Genomic DNA, 25,991 nt, shown 5'->3' with positions numbered 1-25,991 from the left:
TTTCGGGGCCACGGAAAATGCCGGGTGGCGGCTGCGCCTTACCCGGCCTACAAGGCTCCCTTCTCAGGGAGAGGGTGGTATTTATTAAGGCATATGCTCCAGCTTCAGGTACTCCTCGCTCTGCATCTCCTGCAGGCGAGACAGGCAGCGCTGGAACTCAAACTTCAGTCGCTCTCCCTGGTAAATCTCATATAAAGGTACCTCGGCGCTGACCACCAGCTTGACGTGGCGCTCATAAAACTCGTCCACCAGCGCAATGAAGCGTCGCGCCTCGCTCTCCATCAGCCGCGTCATCACCGGCACATCCAGCACCATCACGGTGTGGAACAGACGTGAAAGCGCAATGTAGTCGTGCTGGCTACGGGCATCCACGCAAAGCGTCGTAAAGGAGACCGCCAGCGTTTGGTTTTCGACGCCAAGGGTGGGGAGCGGGCGATGGTTAATCTCGAGTTCCGGGGCGTGCTCGCGCTTTGCTCCCGCCAGCGCCAGCCAAAGTTTATCCATCTCGCGGGTGGTATCGGCATTTAGCGGCGAAAGCCACAGGTGCGCCTGGGTCAGCGTGCGCAGACGATAATCGACACCGGCATCGACGTTCATAATGTCACAATGCTGTTTGATAGCGTCAATGGCGGGCAGGAAGCGTGCTCGCTGCAGGCCGTTGCGGTACAGATCGTCCGGCGGGATATTCGACGTGGCCACCAGCGTAATCCCGCGGGCAAATAGCGCCTTCATCAGGCCGCCTAACAGCATGGCATCGGTGATGTCAGACACAAAAAACTCATCGAAGCAGAGTACGTCCGTTTCCGCCTTGAACCGGTCGGCCACAATCTCCAGCGGATCGCTTTTACCCTGCAGCGCAGTCAGCTCTTCATGCACCCGCAGCATAAAGCGGTGGAAGTGCAGACGCTGTTTACGTGTACCTGGCAGGCTCTGGTAGAACATGTCCATCAGCCAGGTTTTTCCGCGACCGACCCCGCCCCACATGTATAAACCGCGCGCCGGCGCGTGAGCCTGTGGCGCTTTTTTACCGAGCAACCGCCCAAACGCCGCCTTTAGCCCGCCATTCTGTTCGGTTTCAGCGGGTTTTGCCGTGAGCTCCTGGTAAATCATCTCCAGACGGTTTACCGCCTCACGTTGAACGTCGTCAGGCTGATGAGTGCCCTCGTTAAGGGCCAGTTGATATCGCGATGCAGGGGACAGGTTTTGCATAATCTTATTGTTATTCCTTCAATTAACGCTCATCAGCAGACGTGACTGATGAAAAAAAGGCCGTTCTACACTACGCGATGATACGTCAGGATTCCACTTCTGCAGAAATAGCGGTTATAGTGGCATTATCAGGCACAGGCAGGAGCCGAGCCAACACCCTACGGAACAACAAGACAACGGGAGAAGTTCATGACCTGGGAATATGCGCTAATCGGTTTAGTCGTCGGCATCGTCATCGGTGCTGTGGCCATGCGTTTCGGTAATCGCAAATTGCGTCAGCAGCAGTCACTGCAATACGAACTGGAAAAGAACAAAGCCGAGCTGGAAGAGTATCGTGAAGAGCTGGTCAGCCATTTTGCCCGCAGCGCCGAGCTGCTGGACAACATGGCGACCGACTATCGTCAGCTGTATCAACATATGGCAAAAAGCTCCAGCAGCCTGCTGCCGGAAATGACCGCTGAAACTAACCCATTCCGCAACCGTCTGGCTGACTCTGAGGCCGGTAACGATCAGGCGCCCGTTCAGATGCCTCGCGACTACTCCGATGGCGCGTCCGGCCTGCTGCGCGGCGGTGTAAAACGCGATTAATCGCACAACCTGAATTTATTTTACGGGCGCAGCGATTGCGCCCGTCCTTTCTTCATGACCCCAGCTATCATTTAGTTAAACACCTCATTGTTCAGCGGTTTAAAATTCAATAACATCAACGTGTTTTTGGGGCCGTTTTTCCTTTATTCCAGGTTACGAGAGTCAACATCGATGAAGAAAAAAAACCAGCTGTTGAGCGCTATCGCGTTAAGTGTCGGGTTATCTCTCTCGGCGTCCGTCCCTGTATTTGCCGCCATACCTTCCCAGGTGCCTGGCCAGGCGGCCATTCCAAGCCTCGCGCCCATGCTGGAAAAAGTGTTGCCTGCGGTCGTCAGCGTTCAGGTTGAGGGCACCGCGGTACAAAGCCAACGCGTCCCTGAAGAACTGAAAAAATATTTCGGCGATGAGTCTCCCGACCAGCAGGCGCAGCCTTTTGAAGGCCTGGGCTCTGGCGTAATTATTGATGCGGCAAAAGGCTATATCCTGACCAACAATCACGTCATCAGCCAGGCCGATAAAATCAGCGTCCAGCTGAACGATGGCCGCGAATTTGATGCCAAACTGATCGGCGGCGATGACCAGAGCGACATCGCGCTGCTGCAGGTGCAAAACCCCAGCAATCTGACCCAGATTGCCATCGCGGATTCTGACAAACTGCGCGTCGGCGACTTTGCCGTCGCCGTGGGCAACCCCTTTGGCTTAGGGCAAACCGCCACCTCCGGGATCGTCTCCGCGCTGGGGCGTAGCGGCCTGAATCTGGAGGGGCTGGAAAACTTTATCCAGACCGATGCCTCAATCAACCGTGGAAACTCCGGAGGGGCATTGCTCAACCTTAACGGCGAGCTGATTGGGATTAACACGGCGATTCTGGCCCCAGGCGGCGGCAGCATCGGGATCGGTTTTGCTATCCCCAGCAATATGGCCAAAACCCTGGCGCAGCAGCTGATCCAGTTCGGTGAAATCAAACGCGGGCTGCTGGGCATTAAAGGTATGGAGATGAGCGCTGATATCGCAAAAGCGTTCAACATCAATGTACAGCGCGGGGCGTTTGTCAGTGAAGTGCTGCCAAACTCCGGCTCCGCAAAAGCGGGCGTGAAATCGGGGGATGTGATCGTCAGCCTGAACGACAAACCGCTGAACAGCTTTGCAGAACTGCGTTCGCGGATTGCCACAACCGAACCAGGCGCCAAAGTGAAGCTGGGCCTGATACGTGACGGTAAGCCGCTTGACGTTGAAGTGACGCTGGATAAGAGCACCTCTTCCTCGGCCAGCGCGGAGCTTATTGCCCCGGCGCTGCAAGGGGCTACGTTGAGCGACGGTCAGCTGAAAGACGGTACGAAAGGCATTAGCATCGACACCGTCGAGAAGAGCAGCCCTGCCGCGCAGGCCGGATTGCATCAGGATGACGTGATCATCGGTGTAAACCGCAATCGCGTGCAGTCTATTGCCGAACTGCGCAAAGTGCTGGAAAGCAAACCGGCGGTTGTTGCCCTGCAGGTCATGCGTGGCAATGAGTCCATCTATATTCTGTTGCGCTAAGCATTTGCGATCCGGACATCACCGCTGCATGTGATGTCCGGATAACTCATGTTATGCTGCAAATCGTTCCTTTTTTAACGAAACGCGCATCATGCTTTCAAAGCTCTTACGTTCTATTGTCATCGGTTTGATTGTCGCTGGCCTGCTGCTGCTGGCGCTGCCGTCTTTACGTCAGTTCAATAAACTGTCTGCTCCCCAGTTTGATAGCACGGATGAAACGCCGGCCACCTATAACCAGGCCGTCCGCCGAGCCGCCCCCGCCGTAGTTAACGTCTATAACCGCGGCCTGAATAGCTCAGCCCACAACCAGCTGGAGATCCGTACCCTCGGCTCCGGCGTGATCATGGACGAGCGCGGCTACATTATTACCAACAAGCACGTGATTAACGATGCCGACCAGATCATCGTCGCTCTGCAGGATGGCCGCGTGTTTGAGGCGTTACTCGTTGGTTCTGACAGCCTGACCGACCTGGCCGTGCTGAAAATTAATGCCACGGGCGGTTTGCCGGTCATCCCGATCAACCGTAAACGTACCCCGCATATTGGTGACGTCGTACTGGCTATCGGTAACCCTTACAACCTGGGCCAGACCATCACCCAGGGGATAATTAGCGCGACCGGTCGTATCGGTCTGAACCCCTCCGGGCGGCAGAACTTCCTGCAAACCGATGCCTCCATCAACCACGGTAACTCCGGCGGGGCGCTGGTGAACTCGCTGGGCGAGCTGATGGGTATCAATACCCTCTCGTTCGATAAAAGTAACGACGGTGAGACGCCGGAAGGGATCGGCTTTGCCATTCCGTTCCAGCTGGCGACCAAAATTATGGATAAACTGATCCGCGACGGACGCGTGATCCGCGGCTATATCGGTATCGGCGGGCGCGAAATTGCACCGATGCATACCCAGGGCGGCGGTATCGATCAGATTCAGGGCATCGTGGTTAACGAGGTGGCACCGGGTGGTCCGGCGGCTAACGCGGGGATTCAGGTAAACGATGTGATTGTTTCGGTCAACGGCACGCCAGCGGTCTCTGCGCTGGAGACGATGGATCAGGTGGCAGAAATTCGCCCGGGTTCTATCATCCCTGTTGAGGTCATGCGCAACGATAAGAAACTGACGCTGCACGTGACGATTCAGGAATACCCGGCCACTAACTGACAGGCATAAAAAAACGGAGCGATAAGCTCCGTTTTTTTTACCGGGAGACGGTTCGTATTACTTGTTAACGAACTCTTCGCCCAGGGTGATATCTTTCTTCAGCGTATCCAGCATGCCTTCCATCGCGTGTTGTTCAAACGCGCTCAGGCTACCAATGGATTTACGCTCTTCGATACCGTTTTTACCCAGCAGCAGCGGCTGAGAGAAGAAGCGAGCGTGTTCGCCATCGCCTTCAACGTAAGCGCATTCAACAACGCCTTTCTCGCCCTGCAGAGCGCGAACCAGTGACAGACCGAAACGTGCAGCCGCCTGGCCCATAGACAGGGTTGCAGAACCGCCACCCGCCTTCGCTTCCACCACTTCGGTGCCCGCATTCTGGATGCGTTTAGTCAGGTCAGCCACTTCCTGCTCGGTGAAGCTCACGCCTGGGATCTGCGACAGCAGAGGCAGGATGGTAACGCCAGAGTGACCGCCGATGACCGGAACTTCCACTTCTGTTGGCTGTTTGCCTTTCAGCTCAGCAACAAAGGTGTTGGAACGGATGATATCCAGCGTGGTTACGCCGAACAGTTTGTTTTTGTCGTAAACACCTGCTTTCTTCAGCACTTCTGCCGCGATAGCAACGGTGGTGTTCACCGGGTTAGTGATGATACCGATGCACGCTTTCGGGCACACTTCAGCAATCTGCTGCACCAGGTTTTTCACGATGCCCGCGTTGACATTGAACAGGTCTGAACGATCCATGCCCGGCTTACGCGCTACGCCTGCAGAAATCAGCACCACGTCGGCACCCTGCAGTGCAGGACGTGCATCTTCACCGGAGAACCCTTTGATTTTTACAGCAGTTGGGATGTGGCTCAGGTCAACCGCCACGCCTGGGGTTACCGGAGCAATATCGTACAGGGAGAGTTCTGAGCCTGAAGGCAGTTGGGTTTTCAGTAGTAGGGCAAGCGCCTGGCCGATACCACCAGCAGCGCCGAGGACTGCGACTTTCATCCTAAACTCCTTATTATGGTTAACTTAAGTATCTGTAAATCCGTTGCGGCGACCATAATTCAGCAAGTAAATAATTACAATTTTCGTAGCTAAAGAATTTGAGGTCACGCGACTTTATCTCTCACCAGAAAACTATCTGACGACAGAGGGCAACGCATTAAGAGGTGGTTACAATACACCCTGCCCCGCCACCAAAACAACATCATTTTGATAACATTTAATTTACTTTTAAGCTTATTTGCGCGGCGTGACCCAGGCATGTTTTCTGATAACGAAATCTGATAAAATCACTCCCTTTCATAACATTATTTCAGCCTGGCGCTGAGTAGATAATTTGCATAAAAATTCATCCACATGCATAATAATGTTGTTTCTATCGTCATATTCCGGGTGACTTATGCGAAGCTCGTCTAAGCAAGAAGAATTAGTTAAGGCGTTTAAGGCGCTACTTAAAGAAGAGAAATTCAGTTCTCAGGGAGAAATTGTTCAGGCGCTGCAGGAACAAGGCTTCGATAATATCAATCAGTCGAAAGTCTCCCGCATGTTAACGAAATTTGGCGCGGTGCGTACCCGTAACGCCAAGATGGAGATGGTCTATTGCCTGCCAGCAGAACTTGGCGTGCCGACCACCTCCAGCCCGCTCAAAAATCTGGTTCTGGATATCGATCATAACGACGCCGTAGTGGTGATCCACACAAGCCCCGGCGCCGCACAGCTGATTGCCCGCATGCTGGACTCGCTGGGTAAAACGGAGGGTATCCTCGGGACTATCGCCGGCGATGACACCATCTTTACCACACCGGCTAGCGGTTTTTCCGTGAAAGATCTCCACGAAGCGATTCTGGTTCTGTTCGAACAGGAACTCTAATCCCCTCTCCCCGTAGCGCCGCTGCGGGGATCGTTCTGCTTCCGCTGCGTTCTCCCCTCTTTTCTACTGCCCTTCACTTTGACAAATAGTGCTTTTTACCACTCATTAACATTCACATGGTGAATGTTAAATCAAAGAATCGCACAAAAAATCAAAAGTTGATATCCATATGATTTCATTAGCTATCACCAACAAAAACGTGTAAAAAACACCCAATATTATGCAATTTGGTTATAAAAAAAGGACTGGTTAACACGTAATAACAATAGAAACCATTAGTCTGGTATTAATTTTTTCCGTTATTAGTGTATACTTGATTTTGTGATGAGGGTCACGAAACAAGACCCCACTAAAAAATTCGACGAGGTAAGAATCATGAAAATCAAATCAACTGTAGCGGCTCTGAGCGTCCTGTCTGTCCTGTCATTCGGTGCTTTCGCGGCTGACTCTATTAATGCTGACCAGGCGCAATCCCGTCAGGCCATCGGTACGGTTTCTGTCGGCGCGGTCGGCACATCGCCAATGGACATGCATGAGATGCTGAACAAAAAAGCGGAAGAACAGGGTGCATCATCCTATCGCATCATCGAAGCGCGTTCTGGCGACCACTGGCACGCCACTGCTGAGCTGTACAAATAAGTTTTAGTAATAGCTGAAAACGTAAATCTCCACTCAACGGCACCAGGCATAAAAATAGCAGTTCAACCCTTCTCGCCGTTGAGTAAAAACCCTATTCAGGAGTAAAGACTATGAAAACCAAATTGATCATCGCAACCCTCGGTCTGGCATCCGTTCTCTCTTTCGGCGCAAGTGCAGCCGTACAGCAGGTGAATGCCGACCAGGCACAAAATCTACAGCGTATGGGCAGCGTCTCCGTGACGTCTGTCACTGGCTCACCGATGGATATCCGTCACGAACTGGCCGCCAAAGCTGAAAAAGCAGGTGCCAGCAGCTATCGCGTCACCGAACTGAATCAGGGTGACCACTGGCATGCAACTGCAGAACTGTATAAATAAACCCTCGTCGTATCTCATCATACGACTTGCCCCTGGCCTCATGGTCAGGGGCTTTTTTCATTCAGTGCCGCGCGTTAAAGCGCAACTGCCCTTCAAGCTCTTCTTCCGCTTCATCGAACAGCAATATCAGCGCGCCAAAACGTCTTCGCAGCTTATCGGGCAAATGGATAAACTCAATCTCCAGCGGGAGCGGCAACAGACTGCCGGTGACCACGTCCCAAAGCGTATCCAGATTCGTCACGCTTTCCCTTTCAAGATCAAACACCCGGATAAATTCCCGGTAGAAGTCTTCCTGACTGTCGATCTCGTCAAAATCAAACGTATAGGTTTTCATTGCCAGCCACCCAGTCCAAGCGAGCGGCAGCTGCCGCCCTGTCTATTATAATCCCCCAATATGCAGGGTTTTAACTTCCAGATACTCTTCCAGTCCCAGCACGGAGCCTTCTCGTCCAAGACCTGACTCTTTTACACCGCCAAAAGGCCCGAGCTCCGTGGAGACGGCGCACTCGTTAATGCCAATCATCCCGCTCTCGATGGCCTGTGAAACGCGGAAGACCCGTGAGAGATTCTGGGTATAAAAGTAAGCCGCCAGCCCATAAGGCGTATTGTTGGCGCGCTGAATGACCTCATCCTCCGAGGTGAAACGGAAGCACGCCGCCACCGGACCAAACGTCTCTTCTTCTGCCAGCTTCATGCCTTCATGGCAGTCGCCCAGCACGGTTGGCATCCAGAAATTTCCGCCAAGCGGATGGGGCTTCCCCCCAGCCAGTACGGTTGCGCCCCGGGCAACGGCATCGTCGACATGCTCACGCACCTTGTTGACCGCAGAAGGTTCAATCAGCGGCCCGACGACCACCCCCTCCTCAAGACCATTACCCACCTTCAGCGCATTCACCGCATCGGCGAGTTTATTCACAAATTTGTCGTAGACGGTTTCCTGAATATAAAAACGGTTCACGCTGACGCAGACCTGCCCGGCATTGCGAAACTTGTTGGCGATCGCGCCCTTAACCGCTGCGTCGATGTCCGCATCCTCAAAAACGATATACGGGGCATTTCCGCCCAGCTCCATCGAGACTTTCTTCATGGTTTCGGCTGCATTACGCACCAGCGTTTTGCCGACGGAGGTTGAGCCGGTAAAGGAGATCTTACGCACGTCGCGACTTGCCATAATCGCATCGCTGATTTCATGCGTATTCCCGGCAACGGCGTTGAGAACGCCATCGGGCACACCCGCCTGTTTAGCCAATGTTAGCAGCGCAAAGGCGCTGAGCGGCGTGTTATTGGCCGGTTTAATTACCCCGGTACATCCTGCCGCCAGCGCCGGACCTAACTTGCGGGTAAGCATGGCCATCGGGAAGTTCCACGGCGTTATCGCCGCGACCACGCCTACAGGTTCACGGGTCGCCAGAATGCGCGAGCCGGGTTTGATCGGTGGAATAATTTCACCGTTCGCGCGTTTAGCCTCTTCGGCAAACCACTGGATAAAGCTGGCGGCGTACTCCACTTCGCCCTCCGCTTCTTTCAGGGGTTTGCCCTGTTCGGTGGTCATTAACCGCCCGAGCCAGCTTTTATTCTCAATAATCAATTCATACCAGCGGTAGAGAATCGCCGAGCGTTCTTTCGCGGTTTTGGCACGCCATGCCGGGAAGGCTTTGGTAGCCGCTGCGATAGCCTCTTCGGTTTGTGATTTACCCGCTTTGGCAACTTTCGCGATGACTTCCCCGGTAGCGGGGTTAAACACATCGAAGGTCGTATCCAGCGTTTTCCAGATTCCGTTGACCAGATAGCCGGTCTGAAAAAGGATGTGGTCCTGAAGCGCCTGGGTCGTCATGTGTCCTCCCTTTCTGAAATGTAAGAACGTGCTGGAATAAGTATAGCCACAAAAAAACCGACGCTTTTGGCGTCGGTTTTTTTACTTCAGTCAGCTATCAGTGAGGGCATTCTGGTAACGATGCAGCATAAACACTAGCCTTCCTACCGGCTCGGTCACCTGAGGCGGCGCTTCCCAGTGCTTGAGCTTTTCCTGATAGACATCGAGCTCTTCAAGCAGCTGCGTAAAGTAACGACGCCGTTTGTCATCGCTGCTGGCGGAAAGCACGTGATCGGCGGTACGACGTAACTGGCGGTGGAAGGCCGACAGATCGTCGTTAATCGGCACGGGCGCGTTACGCAGACGCTGGTGCGCGATGATCAGGGTTAACGCCAGGCGGAACTTCGCGATATCGCCCGGGAACTTGTTCAGCAGTAAAAACAGCTGCTGGTAGAGCGCGGGCAGATGGTTCTCTTTACGGCGCGCGGTGTTGGTTGTCAAAGACGACACGGCGGCCGACACGAACTGGTTCAGCAGCACGCGGCCCGTTCTTGCCTGCGAGTTATCCCGCACCAGCAGTATCACCATCATTGCCAGGAAACAGCCCACCAGCTGACCTAACGCGCTGTCCAGGAACTGGCTGAAATGGAAGGTCATCGGGTTATCGAGCACGATGATGTTAATCGTACTCGCCAGCGCACCCAGCGATCCCAGGCGCCGCTTTTGCACTTCAATGCCGATAAAGAACGCCATTACCGCCAGGCTAATACAGAGCAGCAGCATGCTCTGTTGCGTCGACGGGATAATGACCAGGAAATAGAGCGCGCCTATCGGCAGGGCGGCAATGGCGCCGTACAGGAAATCGATGGCGACCATACGCGGATTAGGCAGACGCATCGCCAGTGCGGTAACGACGGCAATCATCACCATCGCGCCGTTGCCGGACGTCCAGCCCGTCCACAGCCAGAACAACGTGCCGAGCATACAGGCAAGCGTCGTACGCCAGAAGTTGACCATCGCGTGATGGCGCTCAGCGGATTCCGCCTTGATCACCACTTCGCCCTGCAGTACCTCTTCTTCTGCCGCGCTGATTTTGGTGTTACCAATCACGCCGCGTTTCAGCAGCAGGTAGCGCGTCGCAGCGCCGACCCAGGTGTAGATCGTTACCGGCGTGTCGCGCTCCCCGGTCCAGGCAATCACCCGGCGCATACGTTTAAGCTGCTTATGCACGTCCTGCACGGTTTCCACCGGCTCGGCGAACAGTTCGCGGAACGTATCGGTGACCGCTTCCGGCCGGGTGTTCTGAATCAGATAGGTTTCACATGCCTGGGTAATCAGCGTCAGAGAGACAGTATTAAGGGCTTTAAGGCGACGATTTGCGCGGGCCCAGCGCGAGGACTCCATGTTAAGGTTGCTGCGCATCCCTTCCAGCGCCTGCGTGCGACGAACAAGCCCGCTCCAGGCTTTATCGACCTCTTCGCTGTCGCCGTGTTTAATACACAGCTGCATCAGCTGGTATTGAGCAACGATCAGCGCGTCAAGCTCACGGTCGACTTCCTGCTTGATGGAGCGCGGAGAGAACAGCAGATCCGCGACAATCGCACTCACGATACCAATGACAATCTCGCTGCAGCGCTCAACTGCAAACTGCGGGGCGAGCAGCGGCTCGGACTGAATGGTGATGACAATAATCAGCGCGGTATAGCCCGCCAGCCCCCAGGCGTAGGAGTTCTCCACTTTCACCAGAGACGAGATCCAGGTGCAAAAACCCGCCCAGATACAGCACACCATCAGCATCAGCAATGGCGTGCGGATCATCAGAATAATAATGGTGAGCGCCGCGAGACAGCCGATGAACGTTCCGATGATACGCAGCATCCCGCGATAGCGGATCGCGCCTGAATAAGGTTCCCCACCCGCGGCAAAGGCCGGGCCCGCCGCGACAATCGCAGCCGTCAGCACTGCCCAGCGAGGTGTTTCAAGCTGGAAGTGAAAGCCAACAAACAGCGCCAGCACAATGGCACACGCCAGCTTCACGGCGAAGCGAATGTGCTGGCTGGCGATGGAAAAGATGCCCATAGCGATTAACCAAACTCGCGCAGACGGTGGGCGATTTTACGGAAGAACGAGTCCTGGCTGGCATCCCGATCTTTTTCACCGGTAATCACCACCGTCGCCGTGGTACCCGCAGGCCACAGGTTGCCCTGCTGTTCGTCCAGATGGATACGGACCGGCACGCGCTGGGCCAGACGCACCCACTCGAGGTTGGAATCGACCGTCGCCATCCCTTTGGCATCGTTAGAGCTGCTGGAGTTAGTCACCCCTGCGGCAACGCTGTCGACGGTGCCTTTAAAGACGCGATTGCTGCCGAGCGGCGTAATTTCCGCCCGATAACCTGGACGCACGCCTTCCAGCTTGGTCTCTTCCATATAGGCGAGCACGTAGAAGGAGTTCTGTTTAACCAGCGCCACGGCGGTTGAGCCACGGGTAATGAATTCCCCGGCATAGACGTTGAGGTTGGTGACCCAGCCATCGGACGGCGCGCGGATCACGGTACGCTCGAGATCGAGCTTCGCCAGATCGCGCGTTGCCTGCGCTTTCGCCAGCTGGTGCAGCACGGTTTGCAGCACGTTGTTGGACTGGTCAATCTCTTCACGGGACATTGCCTGAACGCCAAGCTGGTTACGGCGGCCAGCCTCGCGGCGTTTCTCCGCAGCCAGCGCCTCGTAATAGGCCACGTCCGCTTCCGCCTCTTCCAGCGCTTTCTGGTAACGAGGCTGGTCGATGGTGAACAGAACCTGATCTTTTTTCACCAGTTGGTTATCGTGAACGTTGACCGCCGTGATAAGACCGGCCACGTCAGGGGCTATTGCCACCACATCGGCGCTGAAGCGTGCATCACGCGTCCACGGTGATTCGGTGTAATAAACCCAGGCGCGGAAAATAGCGATGAAGGCGAGGATAACCAGCGCCATGGTGATGGCAGTGCGGGAGATTTTTCTTGTTAGCGTTTTCACATCAACCTCAGACAAACATGCGCGATATCAGGTAAAACAGGCAGCAATACAGCGCGGTATTGAACAATGCAGGGTGCCAGACGAAATCGTAGATCCCGGTAGGGACCAGCACCTTGCGCACCAGCCAGAAGATCGCCAGTGATAAAAGAAGCTCGAAAAATATCGGTGGGAAGGACAGACCGAACACCACGATAACGGGAAACAGACTCATGTTGACCTTGATTAGAGAGAGTGCAGGCTTCAGAATTTTTTTAGCGCACGCCATCGCAGAAGAGCAAGAAACGCCGGGCGAGAATGGCGCAGCCGTTATGTAATAAATAATATATTAACGTAACTGTTATGCTGTTATCTATAATATGTGATCTAAATCACTTTTAAGCCAGAGTGAACAATGGAACGTTTAAAACGCATGTCGGTCTTCGCCAAAGTGGTTGAACTGGGCTCCTTTACCGCCGCTGCACGCCAGCTTCAGATGAGCGTCTCATCCATCAGCCAGACGGTCTCTAAACTGGAAGATGAGCTTCAGGTCAAGCTGCTCAACCGCAGTACCCGCAGCATTGGGCTGACGGAAGCGGGCAAAATTTACTATCAGGGCTGTCGCCGTATGCTGCTGGAAGTGCAGGATGTTCACGAACAGCTCTACGCCTTCAACAACACCCCCATCGGCACGCTGCGCATCGGGTGTTCTTCAACTATGGCACAAAATGTTCTCGCTGCCATGACGGCGGATATGCTGAAAGAGTATCCCGGGCTTACCGTTAATCTGGTGACGGGTATCCCGGCACCGGACCTGATTGCCGACGGTCTGGACGTGGTGATCCGCGTCGGCGCGCTGCAGGATTCCAGCCTGTTCTCGCGTCGGCTGGGCAGCATGCCGATGGTCGTCTGCGCTTCGAAGAGCTATCTGGCCCAGTACGGTGTTCCGGAGAAACCCGCCGATCTCACCAACCACTCGTGGCTGGAATACAGCGTGCGGCCCGACAATGAATTTGAGCTGATTGCCCCGGAAGGGATCTCCACCAAACTGCTGCCGGAAGGGCGATTTGTCACTAACGATCCGATGACCATTTCGCGCTGGCTGGTGGCTGGCGCCGGGATTGCCTACGTGCCGTTAATGTGGGTCATCAACGAGATCAACAGCGGCGTGCTTGAGATCCTCTTCCCGCGCTACCAGTCCGATCCTCGTCCGGTGTACGCCCTGTATACCGAAAAAGACAAACTCCCGCTCAAGGTGCAGGTGTGTATTAACTATCTGACCGAGTATTTTGTTGACGTAGCAGAGCTGTTTCAGGGGATGCGGGGAAGAAGGAAAGAATAGGTTTTGTAATTCAAGACACCTCTCCCGGTTTGGGAGAGGGTTAGAGTGACGGGAAAACTTACGCCGTGCCGCCCACCGTCAGGTTGTCCACTTTCAGCGTTGGCTGGCCCACGCCAACCGGCAGGCTCTGGCCCTCTTTACCGCAGACGCCCACGCCGTTATCCAGCTTCAGATCGTTACCGACCATCGAGATCTGCTGCATGGCTTCAATACCGGAGCCAATCAGCGTCGCACCTTTCACCGCTTTGGTCACTTTGCCCTTCTCGATCAGGTACGCTTCTGAAGTAGAGAAGACAAACTTACCGGAGGTGATGTCCACCTGGCCGCCGCCAAAGTTTGGCGCAAAGATACCGTAATCAACGGATTCGATAATCTCCTGCGGCGTGGATTTACCCGGCAGCATATACGTGTTGGTCATGCGCGGCATCGGCAGGTGCGCGTAAGATTCGCGACGTCCGTTGCCCGTCGGCGCGACGCCCATCAGGCGCGCGTTGAGTTTGTCCTGCATGTAGCCTTTCAGCACGCCATTTTCGATCAGCACGTTGTACTGGCCGGGCGTACCTTCATCGTCGATAGCCACCGAGCCGCGACGATCGCGTATCGTGCCGTCATCCACCACGGTGCACAGTTCAGAGGAGACAAGCTGCCCGATCTGACCGCTGAACACCGACGTCCCGCGACGATTAAAGTCGCCTTCCAGGCCGTGGCCTACCGCCTCGTGTAGCAGCACGCCCGGCCAGCCAGCACCCAGCACCACCGGGAATGAGCCCGCCGGCGCCGCGACGGCATTCAGATTCACCAGCGCCATGCGCACGGCTTCTTTTGCCCACGCGTCAGCGCGCGCTTCACCGTCAACGTCGCCCAGGAACCAGTCATAGCCGAAACGACCGCCGCCACCGCTTGAGCCGCGCTCGCGTTTGCCATCGTCGTCGACCTGCACGCTGATGGAGAGACGTACCAGCGGGCGAACGTCTGCCGCCAGAGTGCCGTCCGTTGCCGCCACCAGAATCAGTTCATACACACCGCTCAGGCTGGCTGAAACTTCCTGCACGCGTTTATCCGCCGCGCGGGCGACTTTGTCCACGCGACGCAGGATATCCAGCTTCTCTTCACGGCTCATGCTCTGCAGAGGATCGATGCTGGTATAGAGCGCAGAGTGCTGCACTTCTCCAAGGGTTTTCACGCGACCATCGCCGGTATCACGCACAATGGTGCGCGCGGCCTGCGCGCTCTGCTCAAGTGCAGCCAGGCTAATCTGATCGGCATAGGCAAAACCGGTTTTCTCGCCGCTGACGGCGCGGACGCCGACGCCCTGGTCGATGTTGTAAGAGCCATCTTTAATGATGCTGTCTTCTAAAACCCAGGATTCGTGATAGCTCGACTGGAAATAAAGGTCGCCGTAGTCGAGACGGCGTTCGGTCAGTTGACCAAGAATGGAGAACAGGTCCTGATGATTCAGGCCGTTCGCTGCGAGCAAATGTTCACTTACCAGGTTCAGACTCATCGTATTGCTACTCGTTCGTTGCCGCCCGTGGCGGTATAAAGATCGTATTTATTGAGAGTGAGGCAATTACCTGCCCACGTCAAATCATTGCTGTGCATCTTTGCGCGGCTGGCGCAGCACCTCGTTAATCTGCGGCTTATCGACCGGACCGGTAATGCGGTAGCGCAGAATGGAGACTTTGCTCCACAGCGGACCCAGCACTTTGCTGGCGGCAAACACCGCCGCACCGACAATCGGGTTCACCACAAAGGCCGCCGCCACGCCCACGCTCGCGGAAATTTCCGGTGCCACCACGGCTTCCATATCCAGTTCGCGGCGCACGAGGTTGACTGAGCCTTTCATGGCGATATCTGCTTCCAGGCCATCCACCAGCGTATCGTCCGTATGCAGAACGCCGTCCTTAATCCATGCCGTACTGCGGATGGAATCGTAGTAGAAACCTTCGCTGAACGTATCGCTGAAATCGAAGCGCAGCTTGCGCAGCAGCGCATCAAAACTCAGCAGGCGCAGGATCTGCCCGGCGCGCCCCGTGCTCACGTCGGCTATCTCACCTTTACCAAAGCGGGTTTTCAGAATGCCGTTCAGCGAGGCCTCATCGGGCTTCCACGGGGCGTCGCGCCAGTGAAGATCGTAATTAACATCAAATGACGAACCGCGCAGCGGCGTGCTGATACCAAAGAAATTGGCTGCCGCATCCAGCTTGTTGCCTTTGATGTCGCCCTTGAGGGACGTTCGCTGCTCGCCCGGGTTATTCACCCACTCCCCTGCGGCCGTCATGCGGCCAAAGCCGGTATCAACCAGGCCACCGGAGAGCGTAAGCGTGTTGGCCTGAATAGTGAAATCACCGTCAATACGGCCATATTTCTGCCCCCACAGCCAGCACTCAGCGCAGCGCAGCTGGAGATCGGGCCAGCCGCTAAAATCGACGCGGGAGGCATTACTCAGCGGAGACGCTTCCGCCGGTTTATCTTTCCCGCTCGTGGCGCTTGCCGGGTTGTAGTAGAGATAGCGAATCGCCGCCTGCCATGGCGCGTGATTGCGCATGGTCAAAGTACCGTTGATCTCTCTGCCCTGGGCCTCTACCTTCGTGCCGTTAGCGCCAGGCTGCGAGACGATGCTCAGGTTGTTCCACTGCTGCCCGCCCAGCATCAGCGAAGGCGTACGTACGGTAATGGTTTGCGGGAACTGGGCGGTTTCATCAACGTTTTGCCCAACGCCTTTCTGGAACAGCGCCAGCCACTCTGCACCGTCCATCGGTGGGAGATTCAGCTCAACGCCCGTCTGCTCCGGCAGCGGCGGCGTGGAGCGGCTATCCGTTGTCCAGATGGCTTTGTCGAGGGTGAGCTTGCGGTTAAGCAGCCAGCGGCTGTTGAAGTGGTTTGTCCCGCCCGCGCTGCCGGTTAGCGCGAAGCTGTTCAGGTTGCCATCGACGTTCAGCTTTACCGGCAGCGGCTGTCCGGCCTGTTTATCCAGCGGCGCTGGCAGCTGGCTTCGAATATTCTTCAGGTCACCCGTGATGTCGACCTTATACTGGGCGCCCGCGTGATAAGGCAGGTCGATTGCCACTTTACCCTGCCAGGCGACCGCGCCATCCACCGACGCCTCGATGGGCTTCGGCAGGACGTCCATACGCGCTGGCTGCCAGTTACCGTCCAGATTGACGGCTACCTGATACGCCTTTTCACCCTCTGTGGTCGTGAAGTCGATATTCACGGGCTGATTAAACCAGCTGGCAGTAAGCGGCTCGCTCTTCAGGTTACCGTTTTCAAAGCTGAACTGCCCGCTGAGATTTTTCAGCGTGCTCTCAAGGGGTTTGATGAACAGGCTGTTGTTTTTCAGGCGGACATCACCTTTGGCGGTGGTCATCTCTCCGTCCAGCGGGATATCAAGATGTAAGCGAGCATTCACATCGCCATCAAGCTGGAGCTGCTGAAGCGTCGCGGCCAGCGACTCTTTCAGCGGCGTCTCCTCAAAGTACGGTCCCACCGCCTTGCCGGGACCGTTGATCTCGGCATCAATCAGCAGCTTCTCTTTGGAGTAATCCGGGATGTTGGCCGTCAGGTTGCTGGCCGTCACGCCGCCCAGCGCCACGCTGTCGGACTTCATCCAGAGGCCGTCATTGAGGAAATTAAGTTCGATATCCAGGTTTTTCAGCGCGGGCCAGCCAGGCTGGAACGCAAAGGTGGCGTCATGCAGCGGGACCAGAACCTGGAACTGACCTTCATTGTGTTTGTACGGGAACAGATGGGGATTACCGCCGTAGACCAGCGTGGCATTATCCGCCTGACCGCCCTGAATCGCGCCGCTGAGATAGTCTACCAGCGCTTTCCCCATCAGGTTTTCCGGGAAATAGCGCCAGGCCTGGGAGCCATCATCGGTACTGATCCCGGCCAGAATCCCCAGCCATGGCTCATCGCCTTCAGGCTGCAGATAGCGGAAATCGCCGCGCGCGTGCACCGCTTTCGCTTTGACGTCGATATGCCGACCATCGAGCTGGAAACCCTTATCGTTACGGAGCCAGTTAAGCACTGCGTTGCCCTGTTCGATTTCCAGCGGCGCGCGGAAGACCGTCTCGTAAGGCATTTTGGCGTCGTGCATATCAACCGTCAGCCTGCCGTTCTCCACGCTGCCTTCCAGCTTGCCGCTAAAGTGCTCCGCACCCGGCAGCAGCTTCCACTGCTTCCAGGCAAGATCTTTCCATGTCGCCTGGAAACGGGTTTTTTCCGTCGCCTGAAGCGGAATATCCAGCGCCAGAGAATCAATCTTTCCGCTCGGCTGCGTAGCCAGCCAGATCTCGCCCAGGTCAGGAGAGAGCTTTGCCGCCATCGAGCGTAGCCCTTCAATGGCGGCCAAATCCAGGTTACTGGCACGGATGCGCAGCTCGTCGCTGCGTTTACTGGCCGTGCCGCCAACGTCCTGCTCCGGCATCCAGGCCAGCGTCAGCGCACCGCGCGGCCACGGCTTGCCGTCCATCGTGATGCGCGTATCGGGAATGGCAAACTGCCAGCCCTCTTTCTCCTGCGTCACGTGCGCGGTGAGGTTATCGACGGAAAGCTGATGCTGTTGTTTTTCGCCTTTCCAGCTCGCGCCCCCCTGCTTGAGCCAGATATCGCCGCTGGCAAATTCGCCTTTCGTCAGGGTCAACCAGCCCTCAAGGCTGAAGCGGGCCGTTTCCAGCTGCATGTTTTGCTGGAGCCAGTCGCCCAGCCACGGCTTGACGTCCACATCGTCGGCCTGCAGCCAGACTTTGCCGTTATTTAACAGGCCGTCATCGTCGCGCAGATCCATACGCACCTGCATCACGCCGTGCTGGCCGTTCAGGCTCGAGAGATTGACCTGCCCCTCGGCGCGGTGCCGATCCTTACCGTTAAGCCAGGTAAGCTGCGGGATCGCCAGCTCGGCGCGCTGCCCGGAAAGGGTAATAAAGCTCACTTCGCTGTCGCGCAGATCAAAATGATCGAACTGGCGGAGGAAAAGATCGCTGAAGCGGTTAGCTTCAAGACCCTGACCGCTATCGCCGCCAGACAGCGGCGTATTGGTCAGAAACTGGAGCTGATAAAAGGTGAGATCGCGAAACTGCCAGCGCAGATGCAGCAGGCTTTGCCAGACGTCCAGCGCCAGGGTCACGCGTTTGATTTTCAGGTAGCCGCCATCTTTCAGGCTGGCGTTGATATCCCGGACATCAAGCGTCGGGCCAAAATTCTGCCAGTTAGCGCTAACCTGGCTTACGTTCACCGGCACGCCGGTGGTGGATTCGATTTTCGCCAGCAGCTGCGGACGCCAGCTGTCCAGATGCGGTAAAACGAGGCGTAGCCCGCTCACGAGCAACGCGACAATCACGACCAGCGTTGCCCCTGTAAGCAATAAAATCCCCGGCAATCGCCTCACGCATCTCTCCTTGTCAGCTTCGTCACGCAGCGTACTGCGCTTACATCATCACGACGTCAAACTGCTCCTGGTTATAGAGCGGTTCAATTTGTACTTTTACCTGTTTGCCGACAAAGATTTCCACTTCCGCCAGCGCGTGCGACTCTTCGCCTTTCAGCGCTTCAGCCACCGCAGGGGAAGCATAGACCAGAAAACGATCGGAGTCGTAGGCATGATGAACACGGACGATTTCACGCATAATTTCGTAGCAGACGGTCTCAACCGTCTTTACCGTTCCGCGTCCATGGCAGGTTGGGCATTCATTGCACAGCACATGCTCCACGCTCTCGCGGGTACGCTTACGCGTCATTTCCACCAGCCCCAGCTGCGAGAAGCCGTTAATGCTGGTTTTCACGCGGTCTTTGCTCAGCGCCTGCTCAAGCGAGTGCAGCACGCGGCGACGGTGGTCTTCATTACTCATATCGATGAAGTCGATGATGATAATGCCGCCCAGATTGCGCAGACGAAGCTGGCGCGCAATTGCCTGCGTGGCTTCGATATTGGTGTTGAAGATGGTGTCATCCAGGTTGCGATGGCCGACAAAAGCGCCGGTGTTGATATCGACGGTAGTCATCGCTTCAGTCTGATCGATGATCAGATAGCCGCCTGACTTCAGCTCGACCTTACGCTCCAGGGCACGCTGGATCTCGTTTTCGACATCATAGAGATCGAAGATCGGCTGACGCCCGGTGTAGTGCTCCAGCAGGCCAGGCATCTCAGGGATATATTCGGCGGTAAACTCGAGCAGGGCCTCGTACGTCAGACGAGAGTCCACGCGAATGCGGTCGAGCTGCGCGTCGGCAAAATCACGCAGAACGCGCTGCGCCAGCGCCAGCTCACCATAGAGCTGATAGCGGGTCTGGTTACGTTTTTTACGCTCCATCACTTTTGTCCAGACGCGCTTCAGGTAAGCCGCATCCGACGCCAGGTCTTCCTCGCTGATCCCTTCCGCGGCGGTACGGATGATAAATCCGCCCTGTTCATCGCAGTAGGCGCTGACCACTTTCTTCAGACGCTCGCGCTCGGTTTCGCTCTCAATACGCTGCGAAACGCCCACGTGCGACGCGCCGGGCATAAAGACCAGATAGCGGGAAGGTAAGGTGATGTCGGTGGTCAGACGGGCGCCTTTGGTACCGAGGGGATCTTTCACCACCTGCACCATCAGATCCTGTCCCTGACGCACCAGTTCAGAGATGTCGCGCACGGCAAACTGCTTTTGCTCTTCGCCCGCGACGCACTCGGTGTGCGGCATGATATCGGAGGCATGTAAAAATGCCGCCTTATCCAGTCCAATATCTACAAAAGCCGCCTGCATACCCGGTAGTACACGACTGACACGACCTTTGTAGATATTGCCTACTATTCCGCGCCGCGCTTCACGCTCAATATGAATTTCCTGAAGAATGCCACCATCAATATAGGCCACACGGGTTTCCGAGGGCGTTACGTTTACCAACAATTCAGCCGTCATAATTATCCCTTCCCTCACGCAGTGAGTTAAAATTGCTCAGCAACTCATACGTTTCCACCAGCGGTAAGCCGACTACGGCGTGATAGCTGCCATGAATCTTCCTGACAAAACAGCCACCCAGCCCCTGAATACCGTATGCACCTGCTTTATCCATCGGTTCACCGCTGGCAATATAAGCGGCGATGTCGTCGTCGGTAAGTACTCTGAAGGTCACTTCCGTCACCACCAGGCAGTCCAGCACATGCTGGCTGTCAGCCAGCGCGACGGCCGTCATCACCTGATGCGTTTGTCCGGACAGCTTGCGCAGCATGCGCGCTGCATGATCGGCGTCGTGCGGTTTCTCCAGCACTTCACCGTTCAGGATAACGATGGTATCTGCCCCCAGCACGGGAAGATCGCGTGGCACACTGGCCACGCCCGCCTGCGCTTTCTCCCGCGCCAGACGTGACACGTACTGTTGAGCACTTTCGCCCTCAGCACGTTTTTCTTCAATGCCGGTCACGATGCGTTCAAAAGAGACCCCTAGCTGCGTCAGGAGTTCCTGACGGCGCGGGGAGCCGGAAGCGAGATACAAAGACGTCATAGAAACCTTTTATTGCACAGCAAACTGCTGGCGAACCTTACGCATCAGCAGGAATAGCCATGGCCAGAGCACACCGTTTACTACACTACTCCAGAACACTTCCGGTCGGAAAGAGACGTTGATCACTAAAAACTCTGCCCAGAAAACAACGATATCCGCAGCGAGCGACAATAGCATCACAACCAGGGCCTGTTGCCAGAGCGCAAGGTTACGAAAGAGCTGGAATTTGAGTGCGACGAGGTACGCAATAATGCTCATGGACAAGGCGCGCACGCCAAGCGTAGAGCCGCTAATGAGATCCAGTATGGCACCCATCACGAAACCCGTGCCGACATTTACGCGATGCGGCAGGGCAAGGATCCAGTAGAGTAAAATGAGCAATACCCAGTTTGGCCGGAAAACGAGAATGTCATCCGGCCAGGGCATAACCTGCAGTAACAGTGCAATAAGAAACGAGAGCCAGATGACCCAGCGTCCCTGGCTACGATAGCTTGCCACTACTGCCCTCCCGAAGAGAGTTTAGGCGGTGGCGGCGCATCCGGCAGCGGCTGCGTTAACCCGGTTGCCGGCGCCGGGACTGGCGCAGGCGGCCCCATGGAATCCGCAGGCGGAAGAACCTGCGGCATCATCTGCATCAGGCGCTCGTTTGCTACGCGATGGACCTCTTCAGGCGTCATCGGGTTAGCCCCGTTACGATCGGCACCCCACAGCAGCAGCAGATAGCGCAGACGCTGCAAACCAGCAGTTGGACGCGCCTGAATCACGGTATAGGCACGCTGGGTATCCAGCTTGACCGAAGAGACCACCGCAACCGGATAACCTTCAGGGAAGCGTCCACCCAGACCAGACGTCACCAGCACGTCGCCTACGCGGATATCCGTGTTAGCCGGCAGGTGTTCCAGCTGCAGGTCGTCCGTACAGCCGTTACCGGCCGCGATCACGCGGATGTCGTTGCGCAGGACCTGGATCGGCAGCGCATGCGTGGCATCGCAAATCAGCAGGACGCGGCTGGTCAGTTTAGCCACGGCAACAACCTGGCCTACTACGCCTTTATCGCTGATAACTGGCTGGCCTTCATACACCCCGTTGACGCTCCCTTTGTCGATCACAACCTGATCGCTGTAAGGGTCGTTCACGGTGGAGATCACCTGCGTGACCATTTTCTGCTCATCCTGACGCAGCGGCGAGCCGAGCAGTTCACGCAGGCGGGCGTTTTCCTGCTTGTATTGCCCCAGCATCAGCAGTTCGCTGTTTTTCAGCAACAGTTCCTGACGTAATGCCCGGTTTTCGAGTTCGAGTTGGTCGCGTGAAGACAGCGTTTGAGAAACGGAGTCGAGCAGTTCACGGGGACCATTTGAAACAAAGTAGAAAGGACTGACGGCGGTATCCATGTACGTTCTGATCTGGCTGAACGTACCGAGGCGGCTATCGGCAATAATGACCCCAAGCGCAACCAGAACCGCCAGAATAAGGCGAAACTGTAGCGATGGGCCACGGCTAAAAATTGGCTTCATAGGCTATGCGTATTCTCGCGTCAGAGAGAAAGGGTAGCAAATTGCTACCCTCTCAAACTCGACTACTCTTCGCTGAACAAATCGCCGCCGTGCATGTCGATCATTTCCAGCGCCTTGCCACCACCACGGGCGACGCAAGTCAGTGGATCTTCTGCAACTACGACAGGAATACCTGTCTCTTCCATTAACAGGCGGTCGAGGTTACGCAGCAGCGCACCACCACCGGTCAGAACCATACCGCGCTCGGAGATATCGGACGCCAGCTCTGGTGGACACTGTTCCAGCGCGACCATTACCGCGCTCACGATGCCCGTCAGTGGTTCCTGCAGTGCTTCCAGAATTTCGTTGGAGTTCAGGGTGAAACCGCGTGGAACACCCTCAGCCAGGTTACGCCCACGTACTTCGATCTCACGCACTTCATCGCCCGGATACGCAGAGCCGATTTCATGTTTGATACGCTCTGCGGTGGCTTCACCGATCAGAGAGCCGTAGTTACGGCGAACATAATTAATGATGGCTTCGTCGAAGCGGTCACCACCGATACGTACGGAAGAGGAGTACACCACGCCGTTCAGAGAGATAACGGCCACTTCAGTGGTACCACCACCGATATCCACCACCATGGAACCGGTCGCTTCAGACACAGGCAGACCTGCACCGATTGCCGCCGCCATTGGCTCTTCAATCAGGAACACTTCACGCGCACCTGCACCCTGGGCAGATTCACGGATTGCGCGACGTTCTACCTGGGTTGCGCCAACCGGTACACACACCAGAACACGCGGGCTTGGACGCATGAAGCTGTTGCTGTGAACCTGTTTGATGAAGTGCTGAAGCATTTTTTCAGTCACGAAGAAGTCGGCGATAACGCCGTCTTTCATTGGGCGGATAGCGGCAATGTTGCCTGGGGTACGACCCAGCATCTGCTTCGCGTCATGACCCACTGCGGCCACGCTTTTTGGCGAGCCTGCACGATCCTGACGAATGGCCACAACGGAAGGCTCATTCAATACGATGCCTTGTCCTTTTACATAAATAAGGGTATTCGCGGTACCCAGGTCAATGGACAGGTCATTGGAAAACATGCCACGAAATTTTTTCAACATACTAAGGGATAATCCTGAAAGCTGGGGCGGAAAACAAAATCCGCTTACTTTACCAACCACACGCAGCAGCGACAAGGCGCAAAAATCATCTGCAACGGTGAAAATTTATGCAGTACGTTTCCTGATGTTACAAAATCATCCCCTGACTCCTTCAGGGCTGAGTAAACAGTTGCGTTCCCCACTGACGTTTGTAACCCATTAAAGGTCGTTCACTGGCTTTTTGCTCGACATACTCAAAGCTACAGGCGCGATATTCTACGTGAAAACAGCGTAAACGGCAGGTCAAACAGAGTATCTTTGCAAATATTTTTTCACGTTGGTGTCAAGCGGTTGAGAGGCAGCAAAAAAATCCCCCTGACCACCCATCACGCCGCGCGCTGTTAACATCTGCCATTCGCTTCTGGAGCGCACGCCCGTGGCAAACACTTGTGTTCGCGTTCCCTTGCATGCTTCTACCAGACTCTGTACCAGAAGCTGGTTTTCCGTACGCTTCTCGATATTCCTTACCAGCCCCGGATGTAGCTTTAATAACTCCACATCCAGTTCCTTGATCCAGTTGGTACTGACCAGCGTTAAACCAGCCTGCGTCACCGCTACACGCGCACCGAGCGCATTGATCAAACGTACCACCGGACGTAACCGGCTGATGTGTTGACCTACATCGGCCTCAGCAAGTTCAAAAATAATGTGTTTGCGCTGTGATTTTTCGCATTGCATTAATGTATCACGTAGCCAGCGCTGAAAACGTGGGCGTATTAACGACTCAACGGTGACCTGTAACGCCAGGTTTTCTTCAGGCCAGAAGGATAAAAACGGAATCAGCCGGGTAATTTGCTGGCGGTCATACTCTTCGGACAGCCCAAATTGCAGCACCATCGGCAGATATTCCGCCGAAATGACCTCTTCGGTACCGTCAAAAATACGACACATCAGTTCTCGGTGATGAACATTGCCGTTTTTCATGACCGCGGGTTTTTGATAAATACGCGGTCCGCCGCGGCTAAGCATTTGCTCAATCAGCGTTCGCCAGCGCACGTTGCCGCGCCCTTTTTCCGGCAGCGAGTCATCATACACCGCCCATCCGTTCGCCCCCTGCAAGACAGCGTTGCGGGTAGCGGCTTCCGCATGTTCCATTACCTGTTCTGTCGATTGTCCGCCACGCCAGGCGCAGATCCCCATATGGACCATATCGTCCCTGTCGAGCATTTTGCTCTGCGGCAGCGCATCGACCGCCTTCAGCAGCTGGCTGGCGATGCTTTCCGACTCCTTCAGCGTACGGTGCGGCAGCAACACGGCAAAGTCACTGCGGTGATAGCGGGCCAGTAATGCGCCCGGGTAGCGCATAATAAAGGTGGAGAGCAGGTTGATTAGCGTAAAGAGATTTTCTTCCGCGGCCCGCTGTCCCCAGGTGTCGCGCAGGAGATCGAAATCGGGCAGGCGAATCATCATCACTACCCCATGTGTCCCCACTTTTTCTGAATCGTCGAGCAGCGTGGCCAGCTGATTATCAAAGAAAAGACGATTGTTGAGGCCAGTTTTATTATCCTGCGCAGCATAAGAGCGGATCAGCGTATCCATACGGCTGCGCTGGTCGCTGGCAAACTGGACTTCGGAGAGCAAGGTATCCAGCGCGCTGCTGGCGCGTGACGGCCATTCATGAACCGAGCCGCGCACCTGCGGGCCGCGTTCACCGTTCAGGATACGTACGGAGCGCATCTCCAGCAGCTCCTGGCCGGAGAGCTGGCGGCGCAGCCAGCGGACCGCGAGAAAGATCAGCAGGACGATAAACGCCACCGCGACGGTGAGCGGCGCGGTGGTCATCATGGATCGGAAATAGCTGGCCATCGGATCGAGATAGACCATGCGTATGGTCATCCCTGGATTTTTGAGGGAATGCACCGTCACTTCCCGATACTGGCTCACCACGCCCGCAGGCCGATAACTCCCCGGCCGTTCATGGCTTAAAACACGATGCTTTCCCTGCTGAATGTCGATCTGAACAATATCAACAGGTACCATCAACTCATCAAGCTCACTGGTGAGCGCTGGTAGCGGCGTCGTTAGCAGACGCGTATCAATCACCGACGCGACAGACTGTACCCGGTTGACCAGTTTGTCCTGAATGGCGTTGTAAAAGCTCAGAGAGCAGCCCAGAAGGGTGACAAAAATGGTAAGCCCCGTCAGCAAGGTGATAAAAGCTGAGAACTTCGTCGTTAATCGCATCCTTGAGATTACTCCGTGGGTTGATGGGGGTAGCGAGTAAGCGCTAACTTGCATTTCAAATGCGGCATACTACCAAATCGGGTGTATCTGGCAATTTATTGCGTTAAATCGGCACCGCGTTTCCCTGAGCGAGTATAGTC

The 25,991-nt window shown here is 55.6% G+C and carries 22 protein-coding genes; 7 read left to right on the top strand and 15 right to left on the bottom strand.

The window, feature by feature from the left end; all coding sequences use genetic code 11:
- Positions 1–84 precede the first annotated feature (84 nt).
- Entirely contained in the window at positions 85–1,209 is a 1,125-nt protein-coding gene (gene zapE / locus AC4IBF_RS02365) for a cell division protein ZapE (RefSeq protein ID WP_115876364.1), read from the bottom strand.
- 189 nt (positions 1,210–1,398) lie between these two features.
- On the opposite strand from zapE, the gene zapG reads away from it, so the two are divergent.
- From zapG to degS, 3 genes are all read left to right on the top strand, one after another.
- Entirely contained in the window at positions 1,399–1,797 is a 399-nt protein-coding gene (gene zapG / locus AC4IBF_RS02360; RefSeq protein ID WP_008502832.1) for a Z-ring associated protein ZapG, read from the top strand.
- A 171-nt stretch (positions 1,798–1,968) separates the two neighbouring features.
- A complete protein-coding gene (gene degQ, locus AC4IBF_RS02355; RefSeq protein ID WP_143345590.1) occupies positions 1,969–3,336 on the top strand; it encodes a serine endoprotease DegQ in 1,368 nt (455 codons plus the stop codon).
- Positions 3,337–3,427: 91 nt separating this feature from the next.
- Positions 3,428–4,495, top strand: coding sequence for an outer membrane-stress sensor serine endopeptidase DegS (gene degS / locus AC4IBF_RS02350; RefSeq protein ID WP_111964987.1), 1,068 nt, complete (start codon positions 3,428–3,430; stop codon positions 4,493–4,495).
- A gap of 57 nt (positions 4,496–4,552) precedes the next feature.
- Here degS and mdh read toward each other — a convergent pair whose 3' ends face one another.
- Complete coding sequence (gene mdh / locus AC4IBF_RS02345; protein ID WP_045329693.1) at positions 4,553–5,491, bottom strand: malate dehydrogenase; 939 nt, start codon at positions 5,489–5,491, stop codon at positions 4,553–4,555.
- Between the two features lie 397 nt (positions 5,492–5,888).
- On the opposite strand from mdh, the gene argR reads away from it, so the two are divergent.
- The 3 genes from argR to yhcN (AC4IBF_RS02330) all read left to right on the top strand — a co-directional run bounded on the left by argR (position 5,889) and on the right by yhcN (AC4IBF_RS02330) (position 7,375).
- Positions 5,889–6,359, top strand: a complete 471-nt coding sequence (argR, locus tag AC4IBF_RS02340; RefSeq protein WP_023309388.1) for a transcriptional regulator ArgR — start codon at positions 5,889–5,891, stop codon at positions 6,357–6,359.
- A 375-nt stretch (positions 6,360–6,734) separates the two neighbouring features.
- Positions 6,735–6,998, top strand: a complete 264-nt coding sequence (yhcN, locus tag AC4IBF_RS02335; RefSeq protein WP_023309389.1) for a peroxide/acid stress response protein YhcN — start codon at positions 6,735–6,737, stop codon at positions 6,996–6,998.
- Positions 6,999–7,108: 110 nt separating this feature from the next.
- A complete protein-coding gene (yhcN, locus tag AC4IBF_RS02330; RefSeq protein ID WP_032659672.1) occupies positions 7,109–7,375 on the top strand; it encodes a peroxide/acid stress response protein YhcN in 267 nt (88 codons plus the stop codon).
- 61 nt (positions 7,376–7,436) lie between these two features.
- On the opposite strand, the gene AC4IBF_RS02325 is transcribed toward yhcN (AC4IBF_RS02330), so the two are convergent.
- The 5 genes from AC4IBF_RS02325 to aaeX form a co-directional block, all read right to left on the bottom strand.
- Positions 7,437–7,709 (bottom strand): barstar family protein, encoded by a 273-nt coding sequence (locus AC4IBF_RS02325; protein ID WP_008502839.1) that lies wholly within the window; start codon positions 7,707–7,709, stop codon positions 7,437–7,439.
- 45 nt (positions 7,710–7,754) lie between these two features.
- Positions 7,755–9,209: an NAD-dependent succinate-semialdehyde dehydrogenase gene (locus AC4IBF_RS02320; protein WP_133295220.1), complete on the bottom strand. Its 1,455-nt coding sequence runs from the start codon at positions 9,207–9,209 to the stop codon at positions 7,755–7,757.
- A gap of 90 nt (positions 9,210–9,299) precedes the next feature.
- Positions 9,300–11,267: a p-hydroxybenzoic acid efflux pump subunit AaeB gene (gene aaeB / locus AC4IBF_RS02315; RefSeq protein WP_458728182.1), complete on the bottom strand. Its 1,968-nt coding sequence runs from the start codon at positions 11,265–11,267 to the stop codon at positions 9,300–9,302.
- A gap of 5 nt (positions 11,268–11,272) precedes the next feature.
- Complete coding sequence (aaeA, locus tag AC4IBF_RS02310) at positions 11,273–12,205, bottom strand: p-hydroxybenzoic acid efflux pump subunit AaeA (RefSeq protein WP_111964991.1); 933 nt, start codon at positions 12,203–12,205, stop codon at positions 11,273–11,275.
- 7 nt (positions 12,206–12,212) lie between these two features.
- Positions 12,213–12,416, bottom strand: a complete 204-nt coding sequence (aaeX, locus tag AC4IBF_RS02305; protein ID WP_003860416.1) for a p-hydroxybenzoic acid efflux pump operon protein AaeX — start codon at positions 12,414–12,416, stop codon at positions 12,213–12,215.
- Positions 12,417–12,596: 180 nt separating this feature from the next.
- On the opposite strand from aaeX, the gene aaeR reads away from it, so the two are divergent.
- Positions 12,597–13,523: an HTH-type transcriptional activator AaeR gene (aaeR, locus tag AC4IBF_RS02300; RefSeq protein WP_023616809.1), complete on the top strand. Its 927-nt coding sequence runs from the start codon at positions 12,597–12,599 to the stop codon at positions 13,521–13,523.
- Between the two features lie 58 nt (positions 13,524–13,581).
- Here aaeR and tldD read toward each other — a convergent pair whose 3' ends face one another.
- From tldD to csrD, 8 genes are all read right to left on the bottom strand, one after another.
- Entirely contained in the window at positions 13,582–15,027 is a 1,446-nt protein-coding gene (tldD, locus tag AC4IBF_RS02295) for a metalloprotease TldD (protein WP_127732430.1), read from the bottom strand.
- An 84-nt stretch (positions 15,028–15,111) separates the two neighbouring features.
- Positions 15,112–18,915, bottom strand: a complete 3,804-nt coding sequence (yhdP, locus tag AC4IBF_RS02290; protein WP_136195025.1) for an AsmA2 domain-containing protein YhdP — start codon at positions 18,913–18,915, stop codon at positions 15,112–15,114.
- 40 nt (positions 18,916–18,955) lie between these two features.
- Positions 18,956–20,425, bottom strand: a complete 1,470-nt coding sequence (gene rng / locus AC4IBF_RS02285; RefSeq protein WP_111964993.1) for a ribonuclease G — start codon at positions 20,423–20,425, stop codon at positions 18,956–18,958.
- Positions 20,415–21,008, bottom strand: coding sequence for a Maf family protein (locus tag AC4IBF_RS02280; RefSeq protein ID WP_111964994.1), 594 nt, complete (start codon positions 21,006–21,008; stop codon positions 20,415–20,417). Before AC4IBF_RS02280 ends, rng begins: the two co-directional genes overlap by 11 nt.
- A gap of 9 nt (positions 21,009–21,017) precedes the next feature.
- On the bottom strand, positions 21,018–21,506 hold the full coding sequence (mreD, locus tag AC4IBF_RS02275) for a rod shape-determining protein MreD (protein ID WP_023309399.1): 489 nt from the start codon (positions 21,504–21,506) through the stop codon (positions 21,018–21,020).
- Positions 21,506–22,522: a rod shape-determining protein MreC gene (gene mreC / locus AC4IBF_RS02270; protein WP_023309400.1), complete on the bottom strand. Its 1,017-nt coding sequence runs from the start codon at positions 22,520–22,522 to the stop codon at positions 21,506–21,508. The genes mreD and mreC overlap by 1 nt, the downstream gene beginning before the upstream one ends.
- Before the next feature lie 62 nt (positions 22,523–22,584).
- Positions 22,585–23,628 (bottom strand): rod shape-determining protein MreB, encoded by a 1,044-nt coding sequence (gene mreB / locus AC4IBF_RS02265; protein WP_000913396.1) that lies wholly within the window; start codon positions 23,626–23,628, stop codon positions 22,585–22,587.
- Between the two features lie 282 nt (positions 23,629–23,910).
- The gene (gene csrD, locus AC4IBF_RS02260) at positions 23,911–25,851 is read right to left on the bottom strand and encodes an RNase E specificity factor CsrD (protein WP_127732434.1); all 1,941 of its coding nucleotides are present in this window, start codon (positions 25,849–25,851) and stop codon (positions 23,911–23,913) included.
- Positions 25,852–25,991: the final 140 nt, after the last annotated feature.

Source organism: Enterobacter sp. Taxon_8 (genome assembly GCF_058354585.1).
Note: the sequence above shows the minus strand (reverse complement) of the source record. Positions and strands in the feature narration are given on the sequence as shown.

What these genes read in the sequence shown, in the direction of transcription:
- zapE (WP_115876364.1), bottom strand. Translation starts at nt 1,209, where the DNA reads ATGCAAAACCTGTCCCCTGCATCGCGATATCAACTGGCCCTTAACGAG.
- zapG (WP_008502832.1), top strand. Translation starts at nt 1,399, where the DNA reads ATGACCTGGGAATATGCGCTAATCGGTTTAGTCGTCGGCATCGTCATC.
- degQ (WP_143345590.1), top strand. Translation starts at nt 1,969, where the DNA reads ATGAAGAAAAAAAACCAGCTGTTGAGCGCTATCGCGTTAAGTGTCGGG.
- degS (WP_111964987.1), top strand. Translation starts at nt 3,428, where the DNA reads ATGCTTTCAAAGCTCTTACGTTCTATTGTCATCGGTTTGATTGTCGCT.
- mdh (WP_045329693.1), bottom strand. Translation starts at nt 5,491, where the DNA reads ATGAAAGTCGCAGTCCTCGGCGCTGCTGGTGGTATCGGCCAGGCGCTT.
- argR (WP_023309388.1), top strand. Translation starts at nt 5,889, where the DNA reads ATGCGAAGCTCGTCTAAGCAAGAAGAATTAGTTAAGGCGTTTAAGGCG.
- yhcN (WP_023309389.1), top strand. Translation starts at nt 6,735, where the DNA reads ATGAAAATCAAATCAACTGTAGCGGCTCTGAGCGTCCTGTCTGTCCTG.
- yhcN (WP_032659672.1), top strand. Translation starts at nt 7,109, where the DNA reads ATGAAAACCAAATTGATCATCGCAACCCTCGGTCTGGCATCCGTTCTC.
- AC4IBF_RS02325 (WP_008502839.1), bottom strand. Translation starts at nt 7,709, where the DNA reads ATGAAAACCTATACGTTTGATTTTGACGAGATCGACAGTCAGGAAGAC.
- AC4IBF_RS02320 (WP_133295220.1), bottom strand. Translation starts at nt 9,209, where the DNA reads ATGACGACCCAGGCGCTTCAGGACCACATCCTTTTTCAGACCGGCTAT.
- aaeB (WP_458728182.1), bottom strand. Translation starts at nt 11,267, where the DNA reads ATGGGCATCTTTTCCATCGCCAGCCAGCACATTCGCTTCGCCGTGAAG.
- aaeX (WP_003860416.1), bottom strand. Translation starts at nt 12,416, where the DNA reads ATGAGTCTGTTTCCCGTTATCGTGGTGTTCGGTCTGTCCTTCCCACCG.
- aaeR (WP_023616809.1), top strand. Translation starts at nt 12,597, where the DNA reads ATGGAACGTTTAAAACGCATGTCGGTCTTCGCCAAAGTGGTTGAACTG.
- tldD (WP_127732430.1), bottom strand. Translation starts at nt 15,027, where the DNA reads ATGAGTCTGAACCTGGTAAGTGAACATTTGCTCGCAGCGAACGGCCTG.
- rng (WP_111964993.1), bottom strand. Translation starts at nt 20,425, where the DNA reads ATGACGGCTGAATTGTTGGTAAACGTAACGCCCTCGGAAACCCGTGTG.
- AC4IBF_RS02280 (WP_111964994.1), bottom strand. Translation starts at nt 21,008, where the DNA reads ATGACGTCTTTGTATCTCGCTTCCGGCTCCCCGCGCCGTCAGGAACTC.
- mreC (WP_023309400.1), bottom strand. Translation starts at nt 22,522, where the DNA reads ATGAAGCCAATTTTTAGCCGTGGCCCATCGCTACAGTTTCGCCTTATT.
- mreB (WP_000913396.1), bottom strand. Translation starts at nt 23,628, where the DNA reads ATGTTGAAAAAATTTCGTGGCATGTTTTCCAATGACCTGTCCATTGAC.
- csrD (WP_127732434.1), bottom strand. Translation starts at nt 25,851, where the DNA reads ATGCGATTAACGACGAAGTTCTCAGCTTTTATCACCTTGCTGACGGGG.